Here is a 19,640-nt window from a genome sequence, read left to right as displayed (position 1 = left end):
TTTTGTTTGGTAGGACTACCCAGATTCGAACTGGGGACCTCTACCATGTCAAGGTAGCGCTCTAACCAACTGAGCTATAGTCCTGTTGAGGGCGGGCATTATAAGCGCAGTCCCTGAATTGCTCAACACCCGTGACCGGGGATAAACAGTGAGGGAAAATGGGCTGGGAGGCTGTTGAACAGAGTATCGCGGCGGCGACAGGGCAGCCTTTTCGCGTACTGGCCAGTCGCGAGGTCGGTGGGGGCTGCATCAACGAGGCTGCGGTGCTGGAAGGTGATGGTCAGTGTTACTTTCTCAAGCGTAACCGGCCCGACTTGCTGGCCATGTTCGAGGCAGAGGCGACGGGGCTGAAGGAGATACTCGCCAGTAACAGTCTGCGCGCACCGGCACCTGTGGCCACAGGGTACGACCAGCAATGTAGCTGGCTGGTACTCGAGTACATTGATATGGCCAGATCCACCGCGGACAGGGATCTGGGCTGCGGTCTTGCGGCCATGCATCGCTGCAGTGCCCATGCCTTCGGCTTCCAGCAGGACAACTTCATCGGCGCCACGCCGCAGACCAATGCCTGGACCGACAACTGGGTTGAGTTTCTGCGCGAACATCGCCTGGCATACCAATTGCGCCTTGCCGGTAGCAACGGCGCAGGCGCCGCCATCATGGATAGTGGACAACGACTGCTGGAGGCACTCCCAGCATTCTTCAGCACATACCACCCAGTACCCTCACTACTGCACGGGGACCTGTGGGGCGGCAATCATGGGGCCGATGCCGACGGGCGCCCGGTGATTTTCGATCCCGCCACCTATTACGGCGATCGCGAAGCGGATCTTGCCATGACTGAGCTGTTCGGCGGTTTTAGTGATCGTTTTTACCAGTCCTACCGCGATAGCTGGGACATTGATCCCGGGTATACAACCCGTAAAGTGCTGTACAACCTGTATCACGTACTCAATCACTTCAACCTCTTTGGGGGCGGCTACTGTCGTCAGGCCAGGGGAATGATCGACCTGTTGCTGGCTGAAGTTTAGTGCGCACTGGACTCCCGTCACCGCAGGGATGACTTAGAGCAGCGGTGATGCCGGAAACGTAATTCGAGGCTCAAGCTCAATGAATATAGAACTGACCACTGAACAGCGCGCACTGCAGCAGGAAGTGCGCGAGTACATGAAGACCGTCATGACGCCGGAGCTGCTGGAAGAGATGAAGGACGACGAACTCAAGGAGGGCGGCGGCCCGGAGTTCCGCAAACAGTATGCGCGCATGGGCGCAGATGGCTGGATCGGGCTGTCGTGGTCCAAAGAACTCGGCGGCAGGGAACTGTCGCATGTGGAGCAGTACATCTTCACCGACGAGGTAATTCGCTCCGGTTTTGCCTACCCCTTTCTGACCACCGAGGCGGTCGCCCCGGTGATTGCCGCCAACGCCAACCAGGCCGTTCGCGAGGAGGTGGTAGGCGGCGTCAAACGCGGCGAGTTCACCATCGCCATCGGCTACTCCGAGCCCAATGCGGGCACGGACCTGGCCAGCCTGCGCACGCGTGCGGAGCGCGACGGTGACGAATGGGTCATCAATGGACAGAAGATGTGGACCAGCCTGGCCAACTACGCTGACTACGTCTGGCTGGCTGCCCGCACCGACCCGGACGTGGAAAAGAAGCACAAGGGCCTGACCATGTTCCTGGTGCCCACGAGCTCACCCGGATTCTCCTGCACACCGGTGCGTACCCTGGGTGCCCGCACCAATGCCACCTACTACGAGAACGTACGCATCCCCGACAAATACCGCGTGGGCGAGGTCAACACCGGCTGGAAACTGATCACCAGCCAGCTCAACGTGGAGCGACTGTCGCTGTTCACCCATGGCCAGGTGGATTCCCTTTACCAGGGCGTGGCCCAGTGGGCGGCAGACACCGCCACTCCCGACGGCAGCAGGCTGATCGAGAAGCCCTGGGTGCAGCACAACCTGGCGAGGGTGAAAACCGGCCTTGAAGCGCTGAAGATCATGTGCTGGAAACAGGCCTGGTCCATGGACCAGGGCCCGCTGGACATGGCCGATGCCTCTACCGCCAAAGTCTATGGCAGTGAATTTTTCGTCGAGCTGTATCGCCTGCTGCTGGAGGTCATGGGACAGGCGGGCAGCATTGCCGCCGGGTCGCCGGGCGCGGTACTCAAAGGCAAGCTCGAATTCCGCTGGCGAGTGGGTTCCATTCTCACCTTCGGCGGCGGCACCAACGAAGTGCAGCGGGACATCATCGCTATGGCCGGCCTGTGGATGCCGCGCACGCGCTAGGAGAGACAGCATGGATTTCAGTGTTTCGGAAGAACTCACCAGCGCCCAACAACTGGCGCAGCAGATTTTCAACGACTTCACTACCGTTGACAAACTCAGGGCGGTGGAGGAGCAGGCGGAGTCATTTGACGGCGGACTGTGGCAGGCGCTGGCCGCAGCCGGTCTGCTCGGTCTGGACATCGGCGAGAGCCAGGGTGGTACCGACCTGGGCTTCTACGCCCTGACTGCACTCTGCGAAGAAGCCGGTCGCAGTGTAGCGCCGGTGCCGCTGGTGCCAGCCCTGGCCAGCGCCGCCAGCACCCTGCACCGTTTCGCCCCCGACTCGATAAAGGACCGCTGGTTGCCGTCGATCGCCGACGGTTCCGCACTGCTGGGTGCCGCACTGGAGGAGTACAACAATGACGACCCCTGCACACCCGTGACAACAGCGCAGGCAGTTGAGAACGGCTTCTCCATCACCGGCACCAAGATCTGTGTCAGTCATGCGCCGAAATCAGCGCGAATCCTGCTTTCAGCACAGACCACTGATGGCCTGCTGGTCGTGCTGGTGGACCCGATGGCCGCAGGCGTAACGCTCTCCCCGCAGTTGGTGACCAGCGGTGAGACACGCTACCAACTGCAACTCGACAACGCGCATGTACCTGCGGCAGATGTGGTCGCCAGCGGCGCCCGCGCCGTGGAAGCCATGAGCTGGACGGTACAGGCCACGCGCACCGCACTGTGCGCCACCATGGTTGGACTCACTGATAAAATGATGCGTATGACGGGCTCATACACCACGGAACGCGAACAATTTGGCCGCGCCATTGCCACCTTCCAGGCCGTTAGTCACCGGGTGGCGGACTGCTACATTGACGTGGAATGCCTGCGCCTGGTCACCCAGCAGGCGGCGTCGCTGATCGACCAGGGACGCCCGGCCCAGGACGCCGTGACCATCGCCAAGATCTGGTGCGGAGACGCAGCACACCGGGTCAGCCAGGCTGCTCAGCACTGCCACGGTGGCACCGGTGTCGACCGCGACTATCCCCTGTTCCGTTACTGTCTCGCCGCGCGGCAGATCGAGTTGAGCATGGGCAACAGCGCCAGGCTTACCGGAGAACTGGGCGAGCGCATTGCAGCGGAGTTTCTGGAGTCGGCCTGAGACCGCTTCAGCGCAGCATGGCAGTGGGGAAATAACCCAGACAATCCCAGAGCACGTCTTCTGCACCCTGTTCATCACCGGTTGATCGCAGCAGCGTGATCTCCAGCTGACAGGCGGTCTTCTGCCAGGGTATTTCTGCACGCACCCGACGCACCGCCGCCAACGATTTTTCAGGCGCGCCGTTGCGATAGGCGACCATCGCCCGGGTCAGTTCACGCATGGGTGATTCCGCAGGCAGGGCAGGCTGCGCTGGTAACGGCACGTCATTGCGCACCGCAATCCAGGATACCGAATCCTGGAATAGTGCTCGCCAGCGCCCCGTCCCCAGCAGCGCCTTCAGCTTCTCTTGCCCACCATACCGGGAATAGGGCCACAACATAAAATCTGCACCGCTGGCCTCCACCTGCTCAATCCAACCGGGCTTTCCCGCCATCACCGAGACATAGTGATAGTACTGTTCTGCATCGTAAAGCGTATCAGCGCGACCATCGATGAACACCTTGAACTGGCCATCGCTTCGCCAGTGCAGGTAACCCCCCCAGTTGAAGTAGGCGTAGACGTTGCCGCTGAGTTGATTGGCCTGCAAAAAATCTATCGTGTCTTCGGGGTAACCATATTCGGCCGTCAGGTAATGAAAAGCAGGCGCCGCCTGCAGCGGATAAGGCAGCAGGCGCAGGCACGCAAAAGCCAGGGCGACCAGTGCAACCGCGTAGCGGGTCACGGGAAAGCGAACCTGCTGAAAGAATGCGGCCAGCAGGGGCGCCATCATCAGCGCCAGCGAAATCGCGAAAATAGGAATGAACCGACGGGAGGTTATCGCCATGGCCAGGGTCAGCGCGGTAAGCGCCAGGCCCTCCCAGGGCACGCCGGTCACCCGCCGCACTGGCGGCAGCAGGTACAACACGGCCAACAAAGGCGCCCACATCAACAGGAAAAACAGTGGCGAACGAATACCGCCGGCGCTGAATGGAGAGTGCCATTCACCGATTCCGCGATAGGGCGAGCTGCTGTCGAAGGCGTAAACCAGTGGATAGAGAAATGTTTTCAACCCGGAAGGGTTGAGCGTGCTCACAGCAACGCAGATCAGCCCGGTGACCAGCGCGGCGCGGATCGCAGCAGGGCTGAGCCTGCGCCAGGGAAAAACCAGAACCCCCAGTGCCATCAGGCCGAAGAAGAAGCCGCCATGCAGGTTAACCCACACCAGAAACAGCAAGCCCAACACCCAGCGCCGCGGTTTCTGCCCCAACAGCAGATAGACAAGCAGGCAGTAGAACAACAGCGTGTAGAGGTGCGGCCTGACATCGATAAACGGAGCGGCCATGGCGGCGGCAATCGCCGCGGCCATGAAAGCGGCAATGGCATCGCCGGTCTCGCGATACAGCGCCCGCTGCAACAGGCAAAAGGTGGCAATGACCACCAACCACTTCCAGTACACCAGACTGTGCAGGCCAAAAGCGGACACCCAGCCATAATAGATGACGTCCGCCAGCCACTCATGGTTCAGCCAATCCTGGCCATGACGGGAAAAAGACCAGTCGTCCACCATCCACAGGCTGCCGGTCTGCAACAACTCGCGCCCGGCGGCAATATGCCACCACATGTCGGACCCGGCCATTTCCGTGAAGCCAAAAGACAGGAACAGCAGCGCACCGGCCAATAGCAGCATTATCTGCAACAGCTCCGACGCGGGTGCAGGTCTGGCGCTAACCATCAGTCAGCTGTATCCGCCGAATGGCCGCCTGCCGGATGGTAGCCCTTGAGGAAGTAGAGCGCCCTGCCCTTGCTCTCCTGGTAAGTGCGCGCCAGGTATTCGCCAATAATGCCCAGGCAGATAAGCTGCACACCGCCCAGGAACAGTACGACAATGATCAGCGAGGGATATCCGGGGACTGGATTGCCGAAAAACAGGGTACGCACAAGGAGATAGGCGCCATACATAAAGGCGAGCGTGGACGTCAGCAGCCCAAGATAGGTGGCGGCCTTTAGCGGCACCGCGGAAAAGGATGTGATGCCGTCCAGGGCGAAGTTCCACAGTCGCCAGTAAGTCCACTTGCTCTTGCCCGCCGCACGCGGTGCACGCACATACTCAATCCCTTTCTGCGGAAAACCGATCCACGCGTAAAGCCCCTTCATATACCGGTGGCGCTCCGGCAGCGACGTCAGCGCGGCAACGGCACGCCGGCTGAGCAGGCGAAAATCGCCCACGTTGCGGGGAATCTCCACGTCACTGAGGTAGCCAAGCACGCTGTAGAAAGCGCTGGCGGTGCAACGCTTTAAAGCGGACTCACCGCGTCGCTCTATGCGCTTGCCGTAAACCACGTCATACCCGCTGCGCCACTGCTCGATAAACTGTGGAATCAGTTCGGGCGGATCCTGCAGGTCGGCATCGAGCACCACCACTGCATCAGCGTCCACATGATCCAGTCCGGCTGACACGGCCACCTCACGGCCAAAGTTGCGGCTTAACTCCAGTACCGCCACGCGCGCGTCCTGATCACGCAACCGCTGCAGCAACGCCAGGCAATCAGGGTCGCTGCCGTCATCGACGTACAGCACCTGGCACTCAATATCGCAGTCTGCCAGCACAGCGCCGAGGCGCTGGTGGAAGGCCTCCAGCACTGCCGTTTCGTTGTAAACGGGAACCACCACCGTCAGGGTTTCAGGCACAGTTGCCTCCTTATCGCTACCCGCAGCGCATTGACTGCGGGCCACACAGGGCTACACGGTAACACGCGTATCGCCTTGCGGCTGATCAGTCCGTGTCCAGCAATAGCAAAGGGATCACCGACGAACACGCAACACTCTCAGGTCGCCGACAAACAACTGAACATTACCGTACCATCGCTTATGCAGCAGCATCTCCGGCATAAAGTGCGCAAGCTCCCAGGACTGTTCAACCACCAGGTGGGGATGCTCGCCGGCCAGGGCCTGCCGATAAAACTGCGCATACTCGGGCCGGGTCTTTATGAGCCGATCCTGCTTCAGTACCAGCGGACCATTGAGTTCATTGGCGAAGGCCGTGTCATACCAGTTTTCACTGAGAATCAGGTAGTCACCACGGCGCAGTATGGCGGCGTCGCCGGTCGCATACTCAGGCCGGAACAGCACCGACTCCGCTGCGGGAGGCTGGTTCACGTAAAACGAGGTGAACACCCTGGCATCACCGTGCTGCGCAAACCAGGGCCGCAGCTCACGCCTGGGGTCCAGGTGGTAATCGGACACCATGTCCCAGGCCAGCAGCGCGGGCCAACTGAAAAACACCAGCAGTAACCAACGATTGCGTCCCCAGCGCGTTGCGTGCAGCCCCACCGCCGCCAATATAGCGGCGGCAGGCAGTAGCGGCAAATAGTGGCGGTAGTAGGTTACCGGGGCCAGAAACGCCATGAATAAAAGAAACGCCAACAGCGGCAACAGGCACAACCAGAGGCGAGAGTCGCCCTCGCCATGCGCAATCGCGCGAACCCCCGCAGGGATAAACAGACAGGCTGGAATACCCAGAGAAACCATCAGTAGAGCCGGCACGTTCACCAGGTTGCGCAGCCATTTGTTTTCGGCGATTGCTGCATAGCCACTACCAAAGCGACTCTCCAGACCACCGACGGTATACGCCTGAACCACCTCAAGAAGCGTCCCCAGCCACAGCAGTAATGGCAGCGCGGCCCAGGCCAGCGCCCATCGCCTGTGCACCTGACGCCAGGGCACAAGCAGGAAATACAACAGCAAAAGTGGCAATACGCCGTAGGCCGGATAAGCAACATTGCAAACTGATGCCAGCCACGCGCTCAGCGCCAGCACCAGCGCTGTCAGCCTGGCCCACCCACAGCCGCCGAACATCTCACCCCAGGCCCGGCGCGGCACAAGCGCCAGATAAGCAAAAACGGCAAACACCCAGTACTTGGTCCAGACCGCAAACAACATCAACACCGGGCTGGCAACCAAACCGCCGCGGCTGCCACAACGCAGCGACCAGGCCAACAGCGCAATGAAGCTATAGATAAACAAGGTGGACGCTGCATCCACAGTCCCGCTGTGCGAGTGACTGATGTGAAAGCCCGACAAGGCCAGCAGTGTTGCCGCTGACCACGCCACGGCGGGTTTTTTCGGCAGCAGTTGCAGGCACAAAACGGCAACAATCACCACGGTCAACGCGCCCAGCAGAGCCGACCAACTGCGCGCTACCAGAATGTGGCCTGCACTGTGGCAGTAGGCCTTGGCCAGGGCGGACTCGCCGTGAACCCCCTGCGGTGGCGGCATGCCCAATGCCGAGGCAATGGCGATAGTCTGGTGACCGACAAATCCCGAATATGAAAAGCCATCCAGTGCTGCGCGGCAGGAGCCTCCCTCGTCAAAATTCACCAGGTTAAAGCTGCCGGGGCCATCCCAGCCCCAACCCAGCGCCTGGGCAGAATAAAGCCGTGGCAACAGCGCCAGCACAAATATCGCAGCCAGCGCCATAACCTGCCGCGATGAAATTCTTGCCTGTGCTGGATTCATGCGTGTGTCGTCAGCGAGTTGAAACCCCACCAGTATCTGCGGCGGGCGAACAGAAATAAAGCTGCAAGCATACGATAGAGCAAATCACTGGCGATGCTCAGCTGAGAGAACCAACTGCGCTACAATGGCGACTATTCTCAACCAGCCGGAATTTCCCTTGTCCTCTGACAATCCAATTCGCATCGTGGTTATTGGTGCCCGCTCCGTACGCCAGGGCACCGGGCCCTTCATCGCTTCCGGGCTGGCCCTCGCCGGGGCAGAAATAGCGGGCGTGGTGGGCACCAGCCAGCAAAGCGCTGACCAGGCGGTGGCATCACTGCAGCGGGACCGGGGCATTGAAACCGTTGGCTACACCGACCTGGGCAAGGCACTGGACCAGGTTGCGCCGGATGCGGTCGCCATCTGCTCACCCTGGCGCTTTCATGCCCAACAACTGGAACAGGTAGCCAACGCAGGCTGTCATTGCCTGGTAGAGAAGCCGCTGGCCTGGCCTGCGACACATGCAGAAATGGAGCAACTGATCGCCGCGTTTACATCCCGCAAGCTGTTGCTTGAACAGGTGGCCCAGTGGCCCGCTACCCTGCCCGCCTTCGCCCGGTTGCACGATGGGTTGCCACAAGAAATCGACCGTTTCACCATGCGCCTGAGCCCTATCTCCATCGGTGAGGACATGATCACCGACTCGGCACCACATTTTATCAGCCTGCTGCAGGCACTCGCCGGGCCCGGCGACTGTGTTGAGGTTGATATTGAGCAGGCGGACCAGCAACTGACACTGCGCTGTCGCTATCAACACCAGGCAGGGTCTATCAATGCCACACTGTTATTGGAGACCTGCCGCCAACGCCCGCGACCGGCCTGGTACCAGGTCAACACGCTGCGCGCAGACCGCAGCGTGCAACTACCCGAGTACACCCAGTCCCTGGTTCATAATGGGCGCAGCGTTGTCCTGGACGACCCGCTGCACCGCGTGACCGCTCAATTTATAGCTGACCTGAAGGCAGGCAGGCCGACGGCGGACAGGGCTCTGCTCAGCGCCCACAGCAACCTGTTACAACTGGCTGCAGCGTGGCGTTAGCGCCGGAGGGCCACTCACTGTAGAATTGCCGCAGCAATCCTAACTGCGCAACCCCGAGGTGCCCCTTGAGCGACACAATCCCCCTGACAGATCTCGACGCCCCTGCACAGGAAGAACCCGGCGATCAGCTTGAACTGGCCAGCATCCACGATTTCGCCACCAAACTGGTGCAACCGGGAAGCAAGGAAGCGCTGGAGCACTATGTGCACTGGCAGGTCGCCATGCGCAGCGCAACGGACACTGATGCCACTGACCTGGACCCGGGCAAGGTACCGGACTTTGCGCCCATCTCGATCAACCTCGACCTGACCACCGCCTGCAACTTTGCCTGCGACCACTGTGTGGACCTGGACATTCTCAACACCGGCATCCGCTTCGACCACAACAAACTGCTGGAGTCGCTGCAGGTCATGGCGGAACGGGGCATGAAGTCGGTCATCGTCATTGGTGGCGGCGAGCCCACGCTCTACCCCAAGTTCGAGGAAGTCATCCGTTTCATGAAAGGCCTGGGTCTGCAGATCGCCATTGTCTCCAACGGCACCGGCAACGAGAAAATCGCCAGGGTCGCTGACTGCATGGAGAAATCGGACTGGGTGCGACTGTCGCTGGACTCGGGCACTGACGCCACCTTCCAGCCCATGCACAATCCCCGCAAGAACTTCCCCCTGGAAGACATCTGCGCCAAGGTGCCGCTGATCAAGGCCGCCAATGCCGATGTCACCGTGGGCTTTTCCTTCATCGTTACCTGGCGCGGCGCGGAGATCAACGATACGTCCATCGTCGAGAACCTGCACGAAATGGCCATGGCTGCGAAGCTGGCCAAGGACAACCAGTTCGACTACATCAGTTTCAAGCCCTTCCTCACCCGCGACGAGGCCAATAACGCTGAAGTGATCGACATCAATTCCAAATCGAACCTGGACGACATCATCGACCGTATCCAGGCGCAGGTAGAAGAAGCGGTCAAACTGGGCGACGACAGTTTCCGCGTGCACCAGTCCACCGGGCTCAAGGCGATGCTCAAGCGCCAGACACAGACACTGGCCAAGCAACCGCAGCAGTGCCATATGCAGTTTTTCCGCCAGGTACTCTCTCCGCTGGGCCTCTACAACTGCCCGGTATACCGCAACCAGGACCACGGTCGCCTCGGTGACAAGAACGCCAATGCGGGCGTGCAGTCGTACGACGCCACGCGCGGTGTCACGGCGGACCTGGTGAAAAACTTCAATGCGACTGTCGAGTGCGAGAAGGTGACCTGCCTCTACAATGACGTGAACTGGTGGATTGAGTCGCTGATTGCTAACCCGGATGAGCTGGCCAGGCTGAAGTGGGACGAATCTGCCGAGCCGGATTACTTTCTCTAAACCACAAAGCGCATTCTTTCACTGTTAGGCGCAGCGCCCCCGCCCCGACTCCCCCTCCCCGGGGACCGCCAAAAACCGGCATCCATGCCAGGCTCGGGCTCGGCCGTCCGTGGCCTCGCACGCCCCCGGGGAGGGGGAGTCGGGGCAGGCGCGCTGCTCGGATCGAGTGCGCCAAAAATACTCAGGGTAGTTGTTCACTCCAGAGCGTGGGGTAGGGAGCCATGCGATTTGAGGGCGTGCGAGCACAGGGACGTGCGAGCCCGAGCCTGGCATGGATGCCGCTTTTTGGCGGTCCTCAAATTGCATGGCTCCCTACCCCGCGATCGAGCCGCCCAAACCTGACCCCGTCGCTCGAAAAACGGCTACAAAGCCGCAGCCAACTCTCGCTCGCAAGCCTCGGTAACGCTATCCACCGTCACCCGGGTCATACACACCTGCTCCTCCAGCGGACACACTTTCTTATGGCACGGACCGCAGGGCACCTCCACCTTGACGATCGTCTCATTGCCGTGGGATGTATCCGTCCAGCGCTGTTCCGTAGGGCCAAACACCGTTACCCGATGCGTGTCGAAAGCGCGCCCAAAGTGGCGCGGCCCGGTGTCATTGCCCAGCAGCAGGTCCGCATCGGCAATTAATGACTTCAGCTCACCCAGGGTCAGGCAGGGCGCCATGAGCAGGAAACTGCGTTCAGACATCGCTGCAACGATAGCCTCCGCAAGCGGTTCCTCACCCGGCCCGGGACTAATGACGACAGCCGCGTCATGGCGGCGCACCAGCTGGTCTGCCACTGCAGCAAAACGCTCCGGAAACCAGCATTTTGAAGCGCCAAAGTTAGCGCCGGGGCAAAGCACCACCAACGGTTGCTCGGGGCGCACGCCTTCCGTTGCCAGGCGCTGTTCAACCGCAGCATCCGCGTCATCCGTCAGGTAAAGAGTGAGCCCATCGCCCGGATGGGGCATACCCAGGGTGTTTGCGAGCACGGCAAAGTAGTCACAAAGGGGCAACGGCTCATAGCCGCCTTTGCGCCGATTGGGTACAGGGACGCGGTCGGTCAGCAACAGGCCGCGACCGTCGCGATTGAAGCCCACACGGCGCCTGGCCCCGGCGCGGAAGCACAGCCAGGCGCTGCGCAGGGAATTGGGCAGCATTACGGCCAGGTCAAAGCGCTGCGCTCGAAGCTTCGCCAATAATTCGCGCTGCTGTTGCTTCGCCTCCGCTGTTTTCTTGCGGGGCGCCCAGAACTCGCAGCGCTCCACCCAGGGGCTGCCTTCCAGCAGAGGATACAGGTGCCGGTTCATCAACAGCGTGATTTCGGCCTCCGGGAAGCGCTCGAACAAACCGCGGATAAACGGGGTGGCCATGACCACGTCCCCCACCCAGGTGGGTAATACCAGCAGGACGCGCTGCGGCGTCTGTTTGAATTGCAGAGGTTGCATGCCGCTAAGGTCCATCCCTGGTCGGTACAAGGACCGGAGTATATATTCCGTCGTCATTCCCCGCTACACTGCTCAGTCTCTCACCCATGCGAGCAACCACATAAGCGCCTGATGGACAGTTTCGAGAAAATCTTCGGCAATCCCCACGATCTGGTGCCGCTGTTGGAAACCCACCGGGACAAGGGCGAGACCATCGTGTTTGGCAATGGCTGCTTCGACCTGCTGCATGTAGGCCATGTACGTTACCTGGAAGCGGCAAAGTCGCTGGGCGATGTGCTGGTAATTGCGGTAAATACCGAGGCGTCCATTTCCACCAATGACAACCGGGAGCCATCCATCAACCCCTGCGAAGAGCGCATGGAAGTGATTGCCGCCCTGCAGGCGGTGGACTACGTGGTGCCACTGAATGCCGCCATACCGATTCCGCTGATCGAACTCTACCGGCCTCACATTCAGGCCAAAGGCACCGATTACAATCTTGAACAAATGCCCGAGCGCTTCGCCGTCGAAGCGGGTGGCGGGCGTATTGAATTCGTGGGCGATGAAAAAACCCACAGTTCCACCGCATTGCGTGAGGCACTGCGCGAGCGCGGCGAAATCTAAACGATCCCTGGAGAAAAACCTATGCGACGTATTGCAGCTACATTCGCTATTGCCGGACTGGCACTGACTGGCGCTTTTAACAGCGCCCTGGCGGCAGACGCCAACCCTGCCCTGGTGCAGGTGGTTGAGTCGCGCAGTGCGCAAGAGCGCGCCCGCGATGGTGCCCGCCACCCTGTGGAAACCCTCACTTTTTTTCAGGTGGAGCCGGGCATGACTGTCGCCGAGGCGCTTCCGGGTGGTGGCTGGTATACGAAAATACTGGCTGCTTATCTTGGCGCTGAAGGCACACTGTACGGTGTCAACTATACGGACCGCATGTGGCCCATGTTCGGTTTTGCCACAGAGGACTGGGTCAAGGAACGTGTGGCAGCCACCGCCCAGTTCCCGACGCAGGTAAAGGACTTCACCGACAACGGCATAGCGGCGAAAGGGTTCACGTTCAACACCGTGCCCCCGGAGGCTTCCGGTTCGGTGGACCGGGTGCTGATGATCCGCGCCCTGCACAACCTCAGCCGTTTTGAAGCGGATGCGGGCACGCTGAGCCAGGCACTGGCCGCCGTGCGCGGCATGCTCAAGGATGATGGCCTGGTGGGGGTTGTACAACACCGCCTGCCTGAGTCGGCGTCTGACGAGGCCGCTGACGGAAGTCGCGGCTACCTCAAGCAGTCGGCGGTGATCGCCCTGTTTGATAAAGCCGGTTTTGAACTGGTGGCCGCCAGTGAAATAAACGCGAATGCCATGGATAAGCCCGGCCCGGAAGACACTGTCTGGCGCCTGCCACCTTCATTGCGGGTCAGCGAGGACAACCCGGAGGAAAAAGCGGCGAACCAGGCGATAGGGGAATCCGACCGTATGACTTTACTGTTCCGCAAGGCGTCCTGACCGACTCCCGCCAGCTCCCTGCCCTGCCCTGAGCCGCAGTCGCCAGCTGCAGCCGGGTGGGGGCGGGCAACACCCGGCCCGCTTACAACGCGACAGAGCGCGATGCGCAAACCCAAACCCACACACACCAAGATATAACTTCTGGTTATTTTTAGAAATAAATAAATATCATATAGTTATTTCTTGCCCTCCCCGGAAGCCCACCTATACTCGAAAGACAGGCGATTGATTGCGAATCACGCATGGGTTGAGACGCAACCAACAACAATCACCTGCCCTTAGGGGGAGCGTGTGACCATTTGTCAGAGATGGTCATAGCCATAGGAACGTGAACGATCCGGTAGCGGGCCGGAGCCAGAGCAACCCGGGCAGCTGTAACCAGCGCTTTACCCCTCGAACGTCGTCAGGATCACTCGCCTGGCGGCGTTTTTTTTTCATCACTGAAGGCTAATTTCCCACACCCTTCCAATTGCAATGCGCTATGCTTGGCGCAAATTAGAAGGAATTCCTATGGCCAGCATCCAGCAACTACTGCAGGACATCGAAGCGTCCCCGGCGGGACCGCAGATCACTGCGATTTTCGACTTTGACGGCACCATCATCTCCGGCTATTCGGCGACGGTGTTCATCCGCGAGCAACTGCGCCGCGGCGATGTATCCCCGCGGGACTTTCTCGAAATTGTCGGCGCCATGACCAACTTCGGCATGGGCAACCTGGGCTTCTCCGGCATGATGGCGGTGAACGCGCAGTTTATGCGCGGTATTGAAGAATCCACCTATTACGAGGTGGGGGAAGAGCTGTATACCAAGCAGATCGCCAGACGTATCTACCCCGAATCCCGCGCCCTGGTCGACGCCCACATGGCCAAAGGACACACGGTTGCTATTATCTCGTCCGCCACGCCTTACCAGGTTGAGCCGGCAGCGGCGGACCTGGGTATTGAGCACGTGCTGTGCACCCGGCTGGAAGTTGACGAGGGACAGTTCACCGGCGCGGTGATCAGCCCAACCTGCTTCGGTCAGGGTAAAGTGGATGCCGCAGAAGATCTCGCAGCACAGGTGAAGGGCAACCTGGACGACGCCTTCTTTTACTCGGACAGCACCGATGACCTGCTGCTGCTGGAGCGCGTTGGTCAGCCACGTGCTCTCAACCCCAGCGACAAGCTGGAACGCGTGGCGAACAAGCGCAGCTGGCCCGTTGCCCACTTTGGCAGTCGCGGCCGACCCAGCGTCAGCCAGTTCTTGCGTTCAGTTGCAGCGACCAGCAGCCTGGTGACCAGCTTCGTTGCCGGCCTGCCTATTTACGCCTTGACCGGCTCAAAGCGCGACTCTATTAATTTTTCTTTCTCCCTGTTCGCTGATACCGCCAGCGCGCTGATTGGCCTGGAACTCGACGTAAAAGGCGAAGAGCACCTGTGGGAGCAACGCCCGGCTGTCTTTGTGTTCAACCACCAGAGCAAAGCCGACGTGGTGATCATGGCGCGCCTGTTGCGCCGGGATATCGCCGGCATCGGCAAACAGGAGATCAAGACGGAAACGCCGATTCTCGGCAAAGTACTGGAATTCGGCGGCGTGGTTTTCATCGACCGCAGTAACGCCAAGAGCGCGATCGACTCCATCACCCCGTTGGTGGACGCCATGCGCAACGAGGGCAAATCCGTGGTGCTTGCACCGGAGGGCACACGCACAGTTTCACCCACGCTTGCTCCCTTCAAGAAAGGCGCATTCCACATCGCCATGCAGGCCGGCGTACCGGTGATACCTATCGTAATCCGCAACGCCGGCGACGTTGCACCCAAAGGTGACTTCGTGTTCCGCCCGGCCACCGTCGAAGTCGAAGTGCTACCTCCGGTAGACACCAGCGACTGGACGCCGGAGACCGTGGATCAGCACGTCATTGAAGTACGCAACATGTTCGCACGCAGCCTGGGGCAACCGGAACTGGAAGTGCCAGCGAAAGCGACGAAGAAGAAAACAGCCAGCGCCAAAAAGCCAGCTGCCACGGCAACCAAAGCACCGCCCACGAAGCGGGCCACTGCGAAGAAAAAAACGCCGGTGAAGAAAAAGGCCGCTAGCAAGAGCAAGACGCCAGCCAAAGCAAAAGCAAAGGCCGCAGCGAAGAAAAAAACGGCGAGCAAAACCAAGGCAAACACCGCACGCAAGTCGGCGGCGAAGCGCAAAGCGCCTGCCAGCGCCAGGCCCAAATCAAAGGCCAGACCAAAGCGCGACACCTGATCACTGATACCTGGGAGGCCGATTGAACCTGGAACAGATTTACAATAAAAAGAACCCGTGGCCAGCGCGGGAATCACAACGGGTCCTGTTTATACTCGACGTTCGCAGCAGTCTTGAGGAAGAGGTACTGCGCGGTTGGGTGCAACACCACGCCAACGTCGACAACCAGGCGTTTGATGCGCCGCAGGTCTGCATAGACCTCAGGGACGAGCGCACAGGATTTGACAGCGGGCAACTGGTGATGTCCCTGGCACTGCCGGACGACACCCTTATCGTCCCGCTGCGCATTGTGTGGACACCCTCTGAGGAAGGCGCCATGACCCTGGGCCGGTTGCGCCACCTGATTACCGGCGACCCACGCAGACCCTCACCGCGCCGCGGTAAAAGGATTCTCTCCACCGCTCCGGAACGCGTTCATTTGATGGTCGGCAAACCCGATACCATGTCCAATCTCAAGCATCGCTTTGAAGCGCATCATGCAGTCGATAACGCATCTTCACAGGAGGCGTTTGCCAGTTTTGTGGCACGCCAGGCCGCGGTGGTGCTGGATATGGCCGAGCGCCAACTCAAGGGCGGCCGCTACAAAATGCCGCGACACGTTGCCTCGACAATGATGGCCAGCAGCGATTACAACGCCGCGGTACAGCGACTGGCCGACGAACAGGGCAAACCCAAAGAGGAGTTAATGAAGGAGGCGGCGCAGTACATGAAAGAGATGATCAGTACGCCCACCTCTTTCTGGCTGGATGTCTACGCCCGCTTCAACACTTTCTGCCTGGGACTGGGCTACGAACAGGATATCGTCTACGATCAGGCATCCGTTGAGAAACTGCGTGAGATAGTGCGCAACAATCCCTCCATGCTGCTGTGGACCCACAAGACCTATCTCGATGGCATGGTGGTCCCGAAAGTTATGTGGGACAACGACTTCCCAATGCCCCACATGTTTGGCGGTGCCAATATGAATTTTCCCGGTCTGGGCTATCTGCTGCACCGGGCGGGGGCCATTTTCATTAAACGCAGCTTCCAGGACAACGAGCTATACAAGATCACCCTGCGCCACTATATCGGCTACCTGATGGAAAAACGTTTTCCGATGAACTGGGCGTTCGAGGGGACACGCTCACGCATGGGTAAGCTGATGCCACCCCGATATGGTTTGTTGAAGTATGTTCTGGAGGCCTGCGAAGCAACCGAAGCGCAAGATATTCACATCATTCCCATCTCCATCAGTTATGACATCATCCGCGACGTAGAGGAATACGCGACAGAACAGACCGGGCGCGGCAAGGGCGCTGAGTCGCTGAAGTGGTTTATCGGCTACGTGCGCAGCCTGGCCAGGCCTATGGGCAAGGTCTATATGGACATAGGCGAACCCGTGGTGCTGCCCAGGGCGCCCGAACCCGGTGACCGCCTGGCACTGTCAAAGATTGCCTTTGAGGTGGCCGTTGAGGCGAACCATGTCACGCCCATCACCTTCCCCTCACTAGTGACCATGAGCCTGTTGGGCGCCGCCCCCAAGGCGCTCACTGAAGAAGAGGTGATAGGTGACCTGAATGCGTTACTGGGCTGGGCAGAGAGCCGCAACGTGCGTATCTCCCACGACTTTGATCGCAGCTTCGCCGACCAGATGGCCGGACTGCTGGGCATCATGATCGACGAGAACATCGTCACGCGTTACGACGAGGGCCCGGAGATTGTTTACGGAATCAGCCTGGAACAGCACCCCGTAGCCAGCTACTACCGCAACACGGTCATTCATTTCTTCGTTAACAAGGCCATCATCGAACTGGCACTGGTCAAGGCCAGCGAGAGCGACGCAGAGAAAGCCCTTGACGTATTCTGGGAGCAGGTTGATCACCTGCGCGACATGTTCAAGTTCGAATTTTTCTATGCGCCCACCGACGAGTTCCATCGCCAGATTCGCGAGGAGATGGCCTGCTACGGCGACGACTGGGAACAATCCCTGGCCCAGGGTGCCGCCGGCTTTGGCAAGTTACTGCAAGGCATGACCCCGCTGGTCGCCCACGTCACCCTGCTCACCTACACCGAGGCCTACTCGGTAGTGGCCTCGCTGCTGGCGCGCAAGGAGGCGCACGATACCTGGGAAGAGAAAGACTGTGTGACCGAAGCGCTCACCTACGGCCGCCAGGCCTATCTGCAACGGCGCATCTCCAGCGAGTCGTCCATTGGTAAGCAATTATTCAAGAATGGTTTCCAGATGCTGCAAAGCCGCGGCCTCACCGAAGGCGGTGCAGACAGCCTGAAGGAAGATCGGGTTGAAGTTGCCCGGGAACTGCGTGAGCTATTGCGTCGTATCGACGTTATTCGCGCCATCGGCGTGGCCAACCACGGCTCGGTTTGACAGGACAACATTATGCAACAACTTAAAGTAGCAGTACTCGGCGGTGGCTCATGGGGAACAACCGTGGCATCTCTGGTTGCGCGCAATACGGAGGTAACGCTGTGGGCGCGCGATGCAGATACGGTCGCCGAGATCAACAGCTCGCACCGCAACAGCAAGTACCTGCCGGGTGCAAAGCTGCCTGACCGGCTGGTGGCGACCAATGCCATCGCCGAGGCAGTGAGCGGTGCCGACGTGGTGGTGATGGGTATTCCCTCACAGAACTTTCGCGCAGTGCTTGGCGATGTAAAGCAGCACATCCGCGCCTGGGTACCGGTCATCAGCCTGACCAAGGGCCTGGAGCTGAATACCGGGATGCGCATGACCGAAATCATCCAGGAGGTGCTGCCGGGCCACCCCGTGGGCGTGCTTACCGGTCCCAACCTGGCGAGGGAAATCATGGCCGGCCAGGCGGCGGCCGGCGTCATTGCCATGGAAGATGAAATCATCGTTCGGGAACTGCAAAACGTCTTCAAAAGTGGCCTGTTCCGCGTTTACACCAACACTGACATTATCGGCTGCGAGTTGGGTGGTGTGCTGAAGAACATCATCGCCATTGCAGTAGGCATGGGGGACGGCCAGGGCGCAGGCGACAATACTCGCGCCGCGCTGATCACCCGCGGGCTCGCCGAGATAACGCGGCTGGGCGTCGCCATGGGCGGCAAGCCAGAGACATTTTCCGGACTCGCCGGCATGGGCGACATGATCGCCACCTGCACCAGCCCGCAAAGCCGCAACCGCCACGTGGGGATCGAACTGGGCAAGGGCAGGGATATGGACGAGATCATCGAGGAGATGACCATGGTGGCAGAGGGCGCCAAGAGCGCACCGGCAGTGATGGCCCTGGCAAAAAAATACGGCGTGGCAATGCCCATCGCTTCTGACGTGTCTCGCGTACTCGCAGGTGATGCGACCGCCAGCCGCGCATTTCGCGGCCTGCTGCGTGTTGAGGCAGGCGCAGAGAGCGAACCCGGTTAAGCGCTGGAGCTTTATCGCTATCTAGGGCAATATAAGCAACAAATAAACGCACCAGTCATCCCCGCTCAGGCGGGGAGCCGGACACCGGGAACATAAACCCGGCGCTGCGCCCGCTGAAGCGGGCATGACTGAAAAAGCGGGACGTGACAGACCATGGGCATCAAACAAACGATTCACTTCGTTCTCGCCGCCGTGAGCGTAATATCGCTGACAGCGCAGGCAGACGTATCAAAGTTCACCGACCTTCCCGGCGACCCTGAGGTCAAGTCGGCCTCCGCGCTGGTTCTGGATGAGGACGGCAATATCATCTACGGCAAAGACGTGGATGCGGTGCGCCCTATTGCCTCTATCACCAAAGTTATGACGGCCATGGTGATCCTCGACGCCGGCCTGCCTCTGGATGAGAAAATCACGATCACCAAGGCCGACCGCGACCTGATTCGCCTCACCGGTTCACGACTGGATTACGGCGCCTCACTGCAACGACGTGAGATGCTGCTACTCTCACTGATGTCGTCAGAAAACCGGGCTGCCACTGCACTGGGGCGAACCTACCCCGGCGGCATGGAAAACTTCGTTGCGCATATGAACCGCAAAGCCCGGGCGCTGGGCATGCGCAACACCCGCTTTGCCGATCCCGCGGGACTCAAGGCAGAGAATGTCTCCACCGCTGCAGATCTGGCGAAAATGGCAAAGGCCGCAGAAGGCTACGCGCTTATCACGCAAGCCTCCA

General features: G+C 60.0%; 15 protein-coding genes and 1 tRNA gene. 11 read left to right on the top strand and 5 right to left on the bottom strand.

Going from position 1 to position 19,640, the window contains the following annotated elements; genetic code table 11:
- Positions 1-7: 7 nt before the first annotated feature.
- A tRNA-Val gene (locus C0039_RS19930) sits at positions 8-84 on the bottom strand.
- Positions 85-158: 74 nt separating this feature from the next.
- Here C0039_RS19930 and C0039_RS19925 point away from each other — a divergent pair.
- From C0039_RS19925 to C0039_RS19915, 3 genes are all read left to right on the top strand, one after another.
- Entirely contained in the window at positions 159-1,031 is an 873-nt protein-coding gene (locus C0039_RS19925; protein WP_101519100.1) for a fructosamine kinase family protein, read from the top strand.
- A gap of 79 nt (positions 1,032-1,110) precedes the next feature.
- Positions 1,111-2,292: an acyl-CoA dehydrogenase family protein gene (locus C0039_RS19920; protein WP_101519099.1), complete on the top strand. Its 1,182-nt coding sequence runs from the start codon at positions 1,111-1,113 to the stop codon at positions 2,290-2,292.
- A gap of 10 nt (positions 2,293-2,302) precedes the next feature.
- Entirely contained in the window at positions 2,303-3,433 is a 1,131-nt protein-coding gene (locus tag C0039_RS19915) for an acyl-CoA dehydrogenase family protein (protein ID WP_101519098.1), read from the top strand.
- 7 nt (positions 3,434-3,440) lie between these two features.
- Here C0039_RS19915 and C0039_RS19910 read toward each other — a convergent pair whose 3' ends face one another.
- The 3 genes from C0039_RS19910 to C0039_RS19900 all read right to left on the bottom strand — a co-directional run bounded on the left by C0039_RS19910 (position 3,441) and on the right by C0039_RS19900 (position 7,927).
- Complete coding sequence (locus tag C0039_RS19910) at positions 3,441-5,144, bottom strand: hypothetical protein (protein WP_076000075.1); 1,704 nt, start codon at positions 5,142-5,144, stop codon at positions 3,441-3,443.
- Positions 5,144-6,100: a glycosyltransferase family 2 protein gene (locus C0039_RS19905; protein WP_076000074.1), complete on the bottom strand. Its 957-nt coding sequence runs from the start codon at positions 6,098-6,100 to the stop codon at positions 5,144-5,146. Before C0039_RS19905 ends, C0039_RS19910 begins: the two co-directional genes overlap by 1 nt.
- Before the next feature lie 114 nt (positions 6,101-6,214).
- Positions 6,215-7,927, bottom strand: a complete 1,713-nt coding sequence (locus C0039_RS19900) for an ArnT family glycosyltransferase (protein ID WP_133126057.1) — start codon at positions 7,925-7,927, stop codon at positions 6,215-6,217.
- A 157-nt stretch (positions 7,928-8,084) separates the two neighbouring features.
- Here C0039_RS19900 and C0039_RS19895 point away from each other — a divergent pair, with 157 nt between their 5' ends.
- Both C0039_RS19895 and C0039_RS19890 read left to right on the top strand, forming a co-directional pair.
- Complete coding sequence (locus C0039_RS19895) at positions 8,085-9,005, top strand: Gfo/Idh/MocA family protein (protein WP_165787198.1); 921 nt, start codon at positions 8,085-8,087, stop codon at positions 9,003-9,005.
- Between the two features lie 65 nt (positions 9,006-9,070).
- Positions 9,071-10,369, top strand: a complete 1,299-nt coding sequence (locus tag C0039_RS19890) for a radical SAM protein (protein WP_076000070.1) — start codon at positions 9,071-9,073, stop codon at positions 10,367-10,369.
- A gap of 362 nt (positions 10,370-10,731) precedes the next feature.
- Here C0039_RS19890 and waaF read toward each other — a convergent pair whose 3' ends face one another.
- Positions 10,732-11,805, bottom strand: coding sequence for a lipopolysaccharide heptosyltransferase II (gene waaF / locus C0039_RS19885; RefSeq protein ID WP_165787197.1), 1,074 nt, complete (start codon positions 11,803-11,805; stop codon positions 10,732-10,734).
- Between the two features lie 111 nt (positions 11,806-11,916).
- Here waaF and C0039_RS19880 point away from each other — a divergent pair, with 111 nt between their 5' ends.
- From C0039_RS19880 to C0039_RS19855, 6 genes are all read left to right on the top strand, one after another.
- Entirely contained in the window at positions 11,917-12,408 is a 492-nt protein-coding gene (locus C0039_RS19880; protein WP_076000068.1) for an adenylyltransferase/cytidyltransferase family protein, read from the top strand.
- A 21-nt stretch (positions 12,409-12,429) separates the two neighbouring features.
- Positions 12,430-13,290 (top strand): class I SAM-dependent methyltransferase, encoded by an 861-nt coding sequence (locus C0039_RS19875; protein WP_101519094.1) that lies wholly within the window; start codon positions 12,430-12,432, stop codon positions 13,288-13,290.
- Positions 13,291-13,800: 510 nt separating this feature from the next.
- Positions 13,801-15,525, top strand: a complete 1,725-nt coding sequence (locus C0039_RS19870) for an HAD-IB family hydrolase (protein ID WP_101519093.1) — start codon at positions 13,801-13,803, stop codon at positions 15,523-15,525.
- A gap of 22 nt (positions 15,526-15,547) precedes the next feature.
- Positions 15,548-17,890, top strand: a complete 2,343-nt coding sequence (locus C0039_RS19865) for a glycerol-3-phosphate 1-O-acyltransferase (protein WP_101519092.1) — start codon at positions 15,548-15,550, stop codon at positions 17,888-17,890.
- Between the two features lie 12 nt (positions 17,891-17,902).
- Positions 17,903-18,907, top strand: a complete 1,005-nt coding sequence (locus C0039_RS19860) for an NAD(P)H-dependent glycerol-3-phosphate dehydrogenase (RefSeq protein WP_101519091.1) — start codon at positions 17,903-17,905, stop codon at positions 18,905-18,907.
- Positions 18,908-19,060: 153 nt separating this feature from the next.
- Positions 19,061-19,640, top strand: a 580-nt coding sequence (locus C0039_RS19855) for a serine hydrolase (RefSeq protein ID WP_101519090.1), incomplete at its 3' end; no start/stop codon positions are given.

The organism is Pseudohalioglobus lutimaris (genome assembly GCF_002866825.1).
GTDB lineage: Bacteria > Pseudomonadota > Gammaproteobacteria > Pseudomonadales > Halieaceae > Halioglobus > Halioglobus lutimaris.
This window is presented reverse-complemented; position numbering and strand designations above follow the sequence as displayed.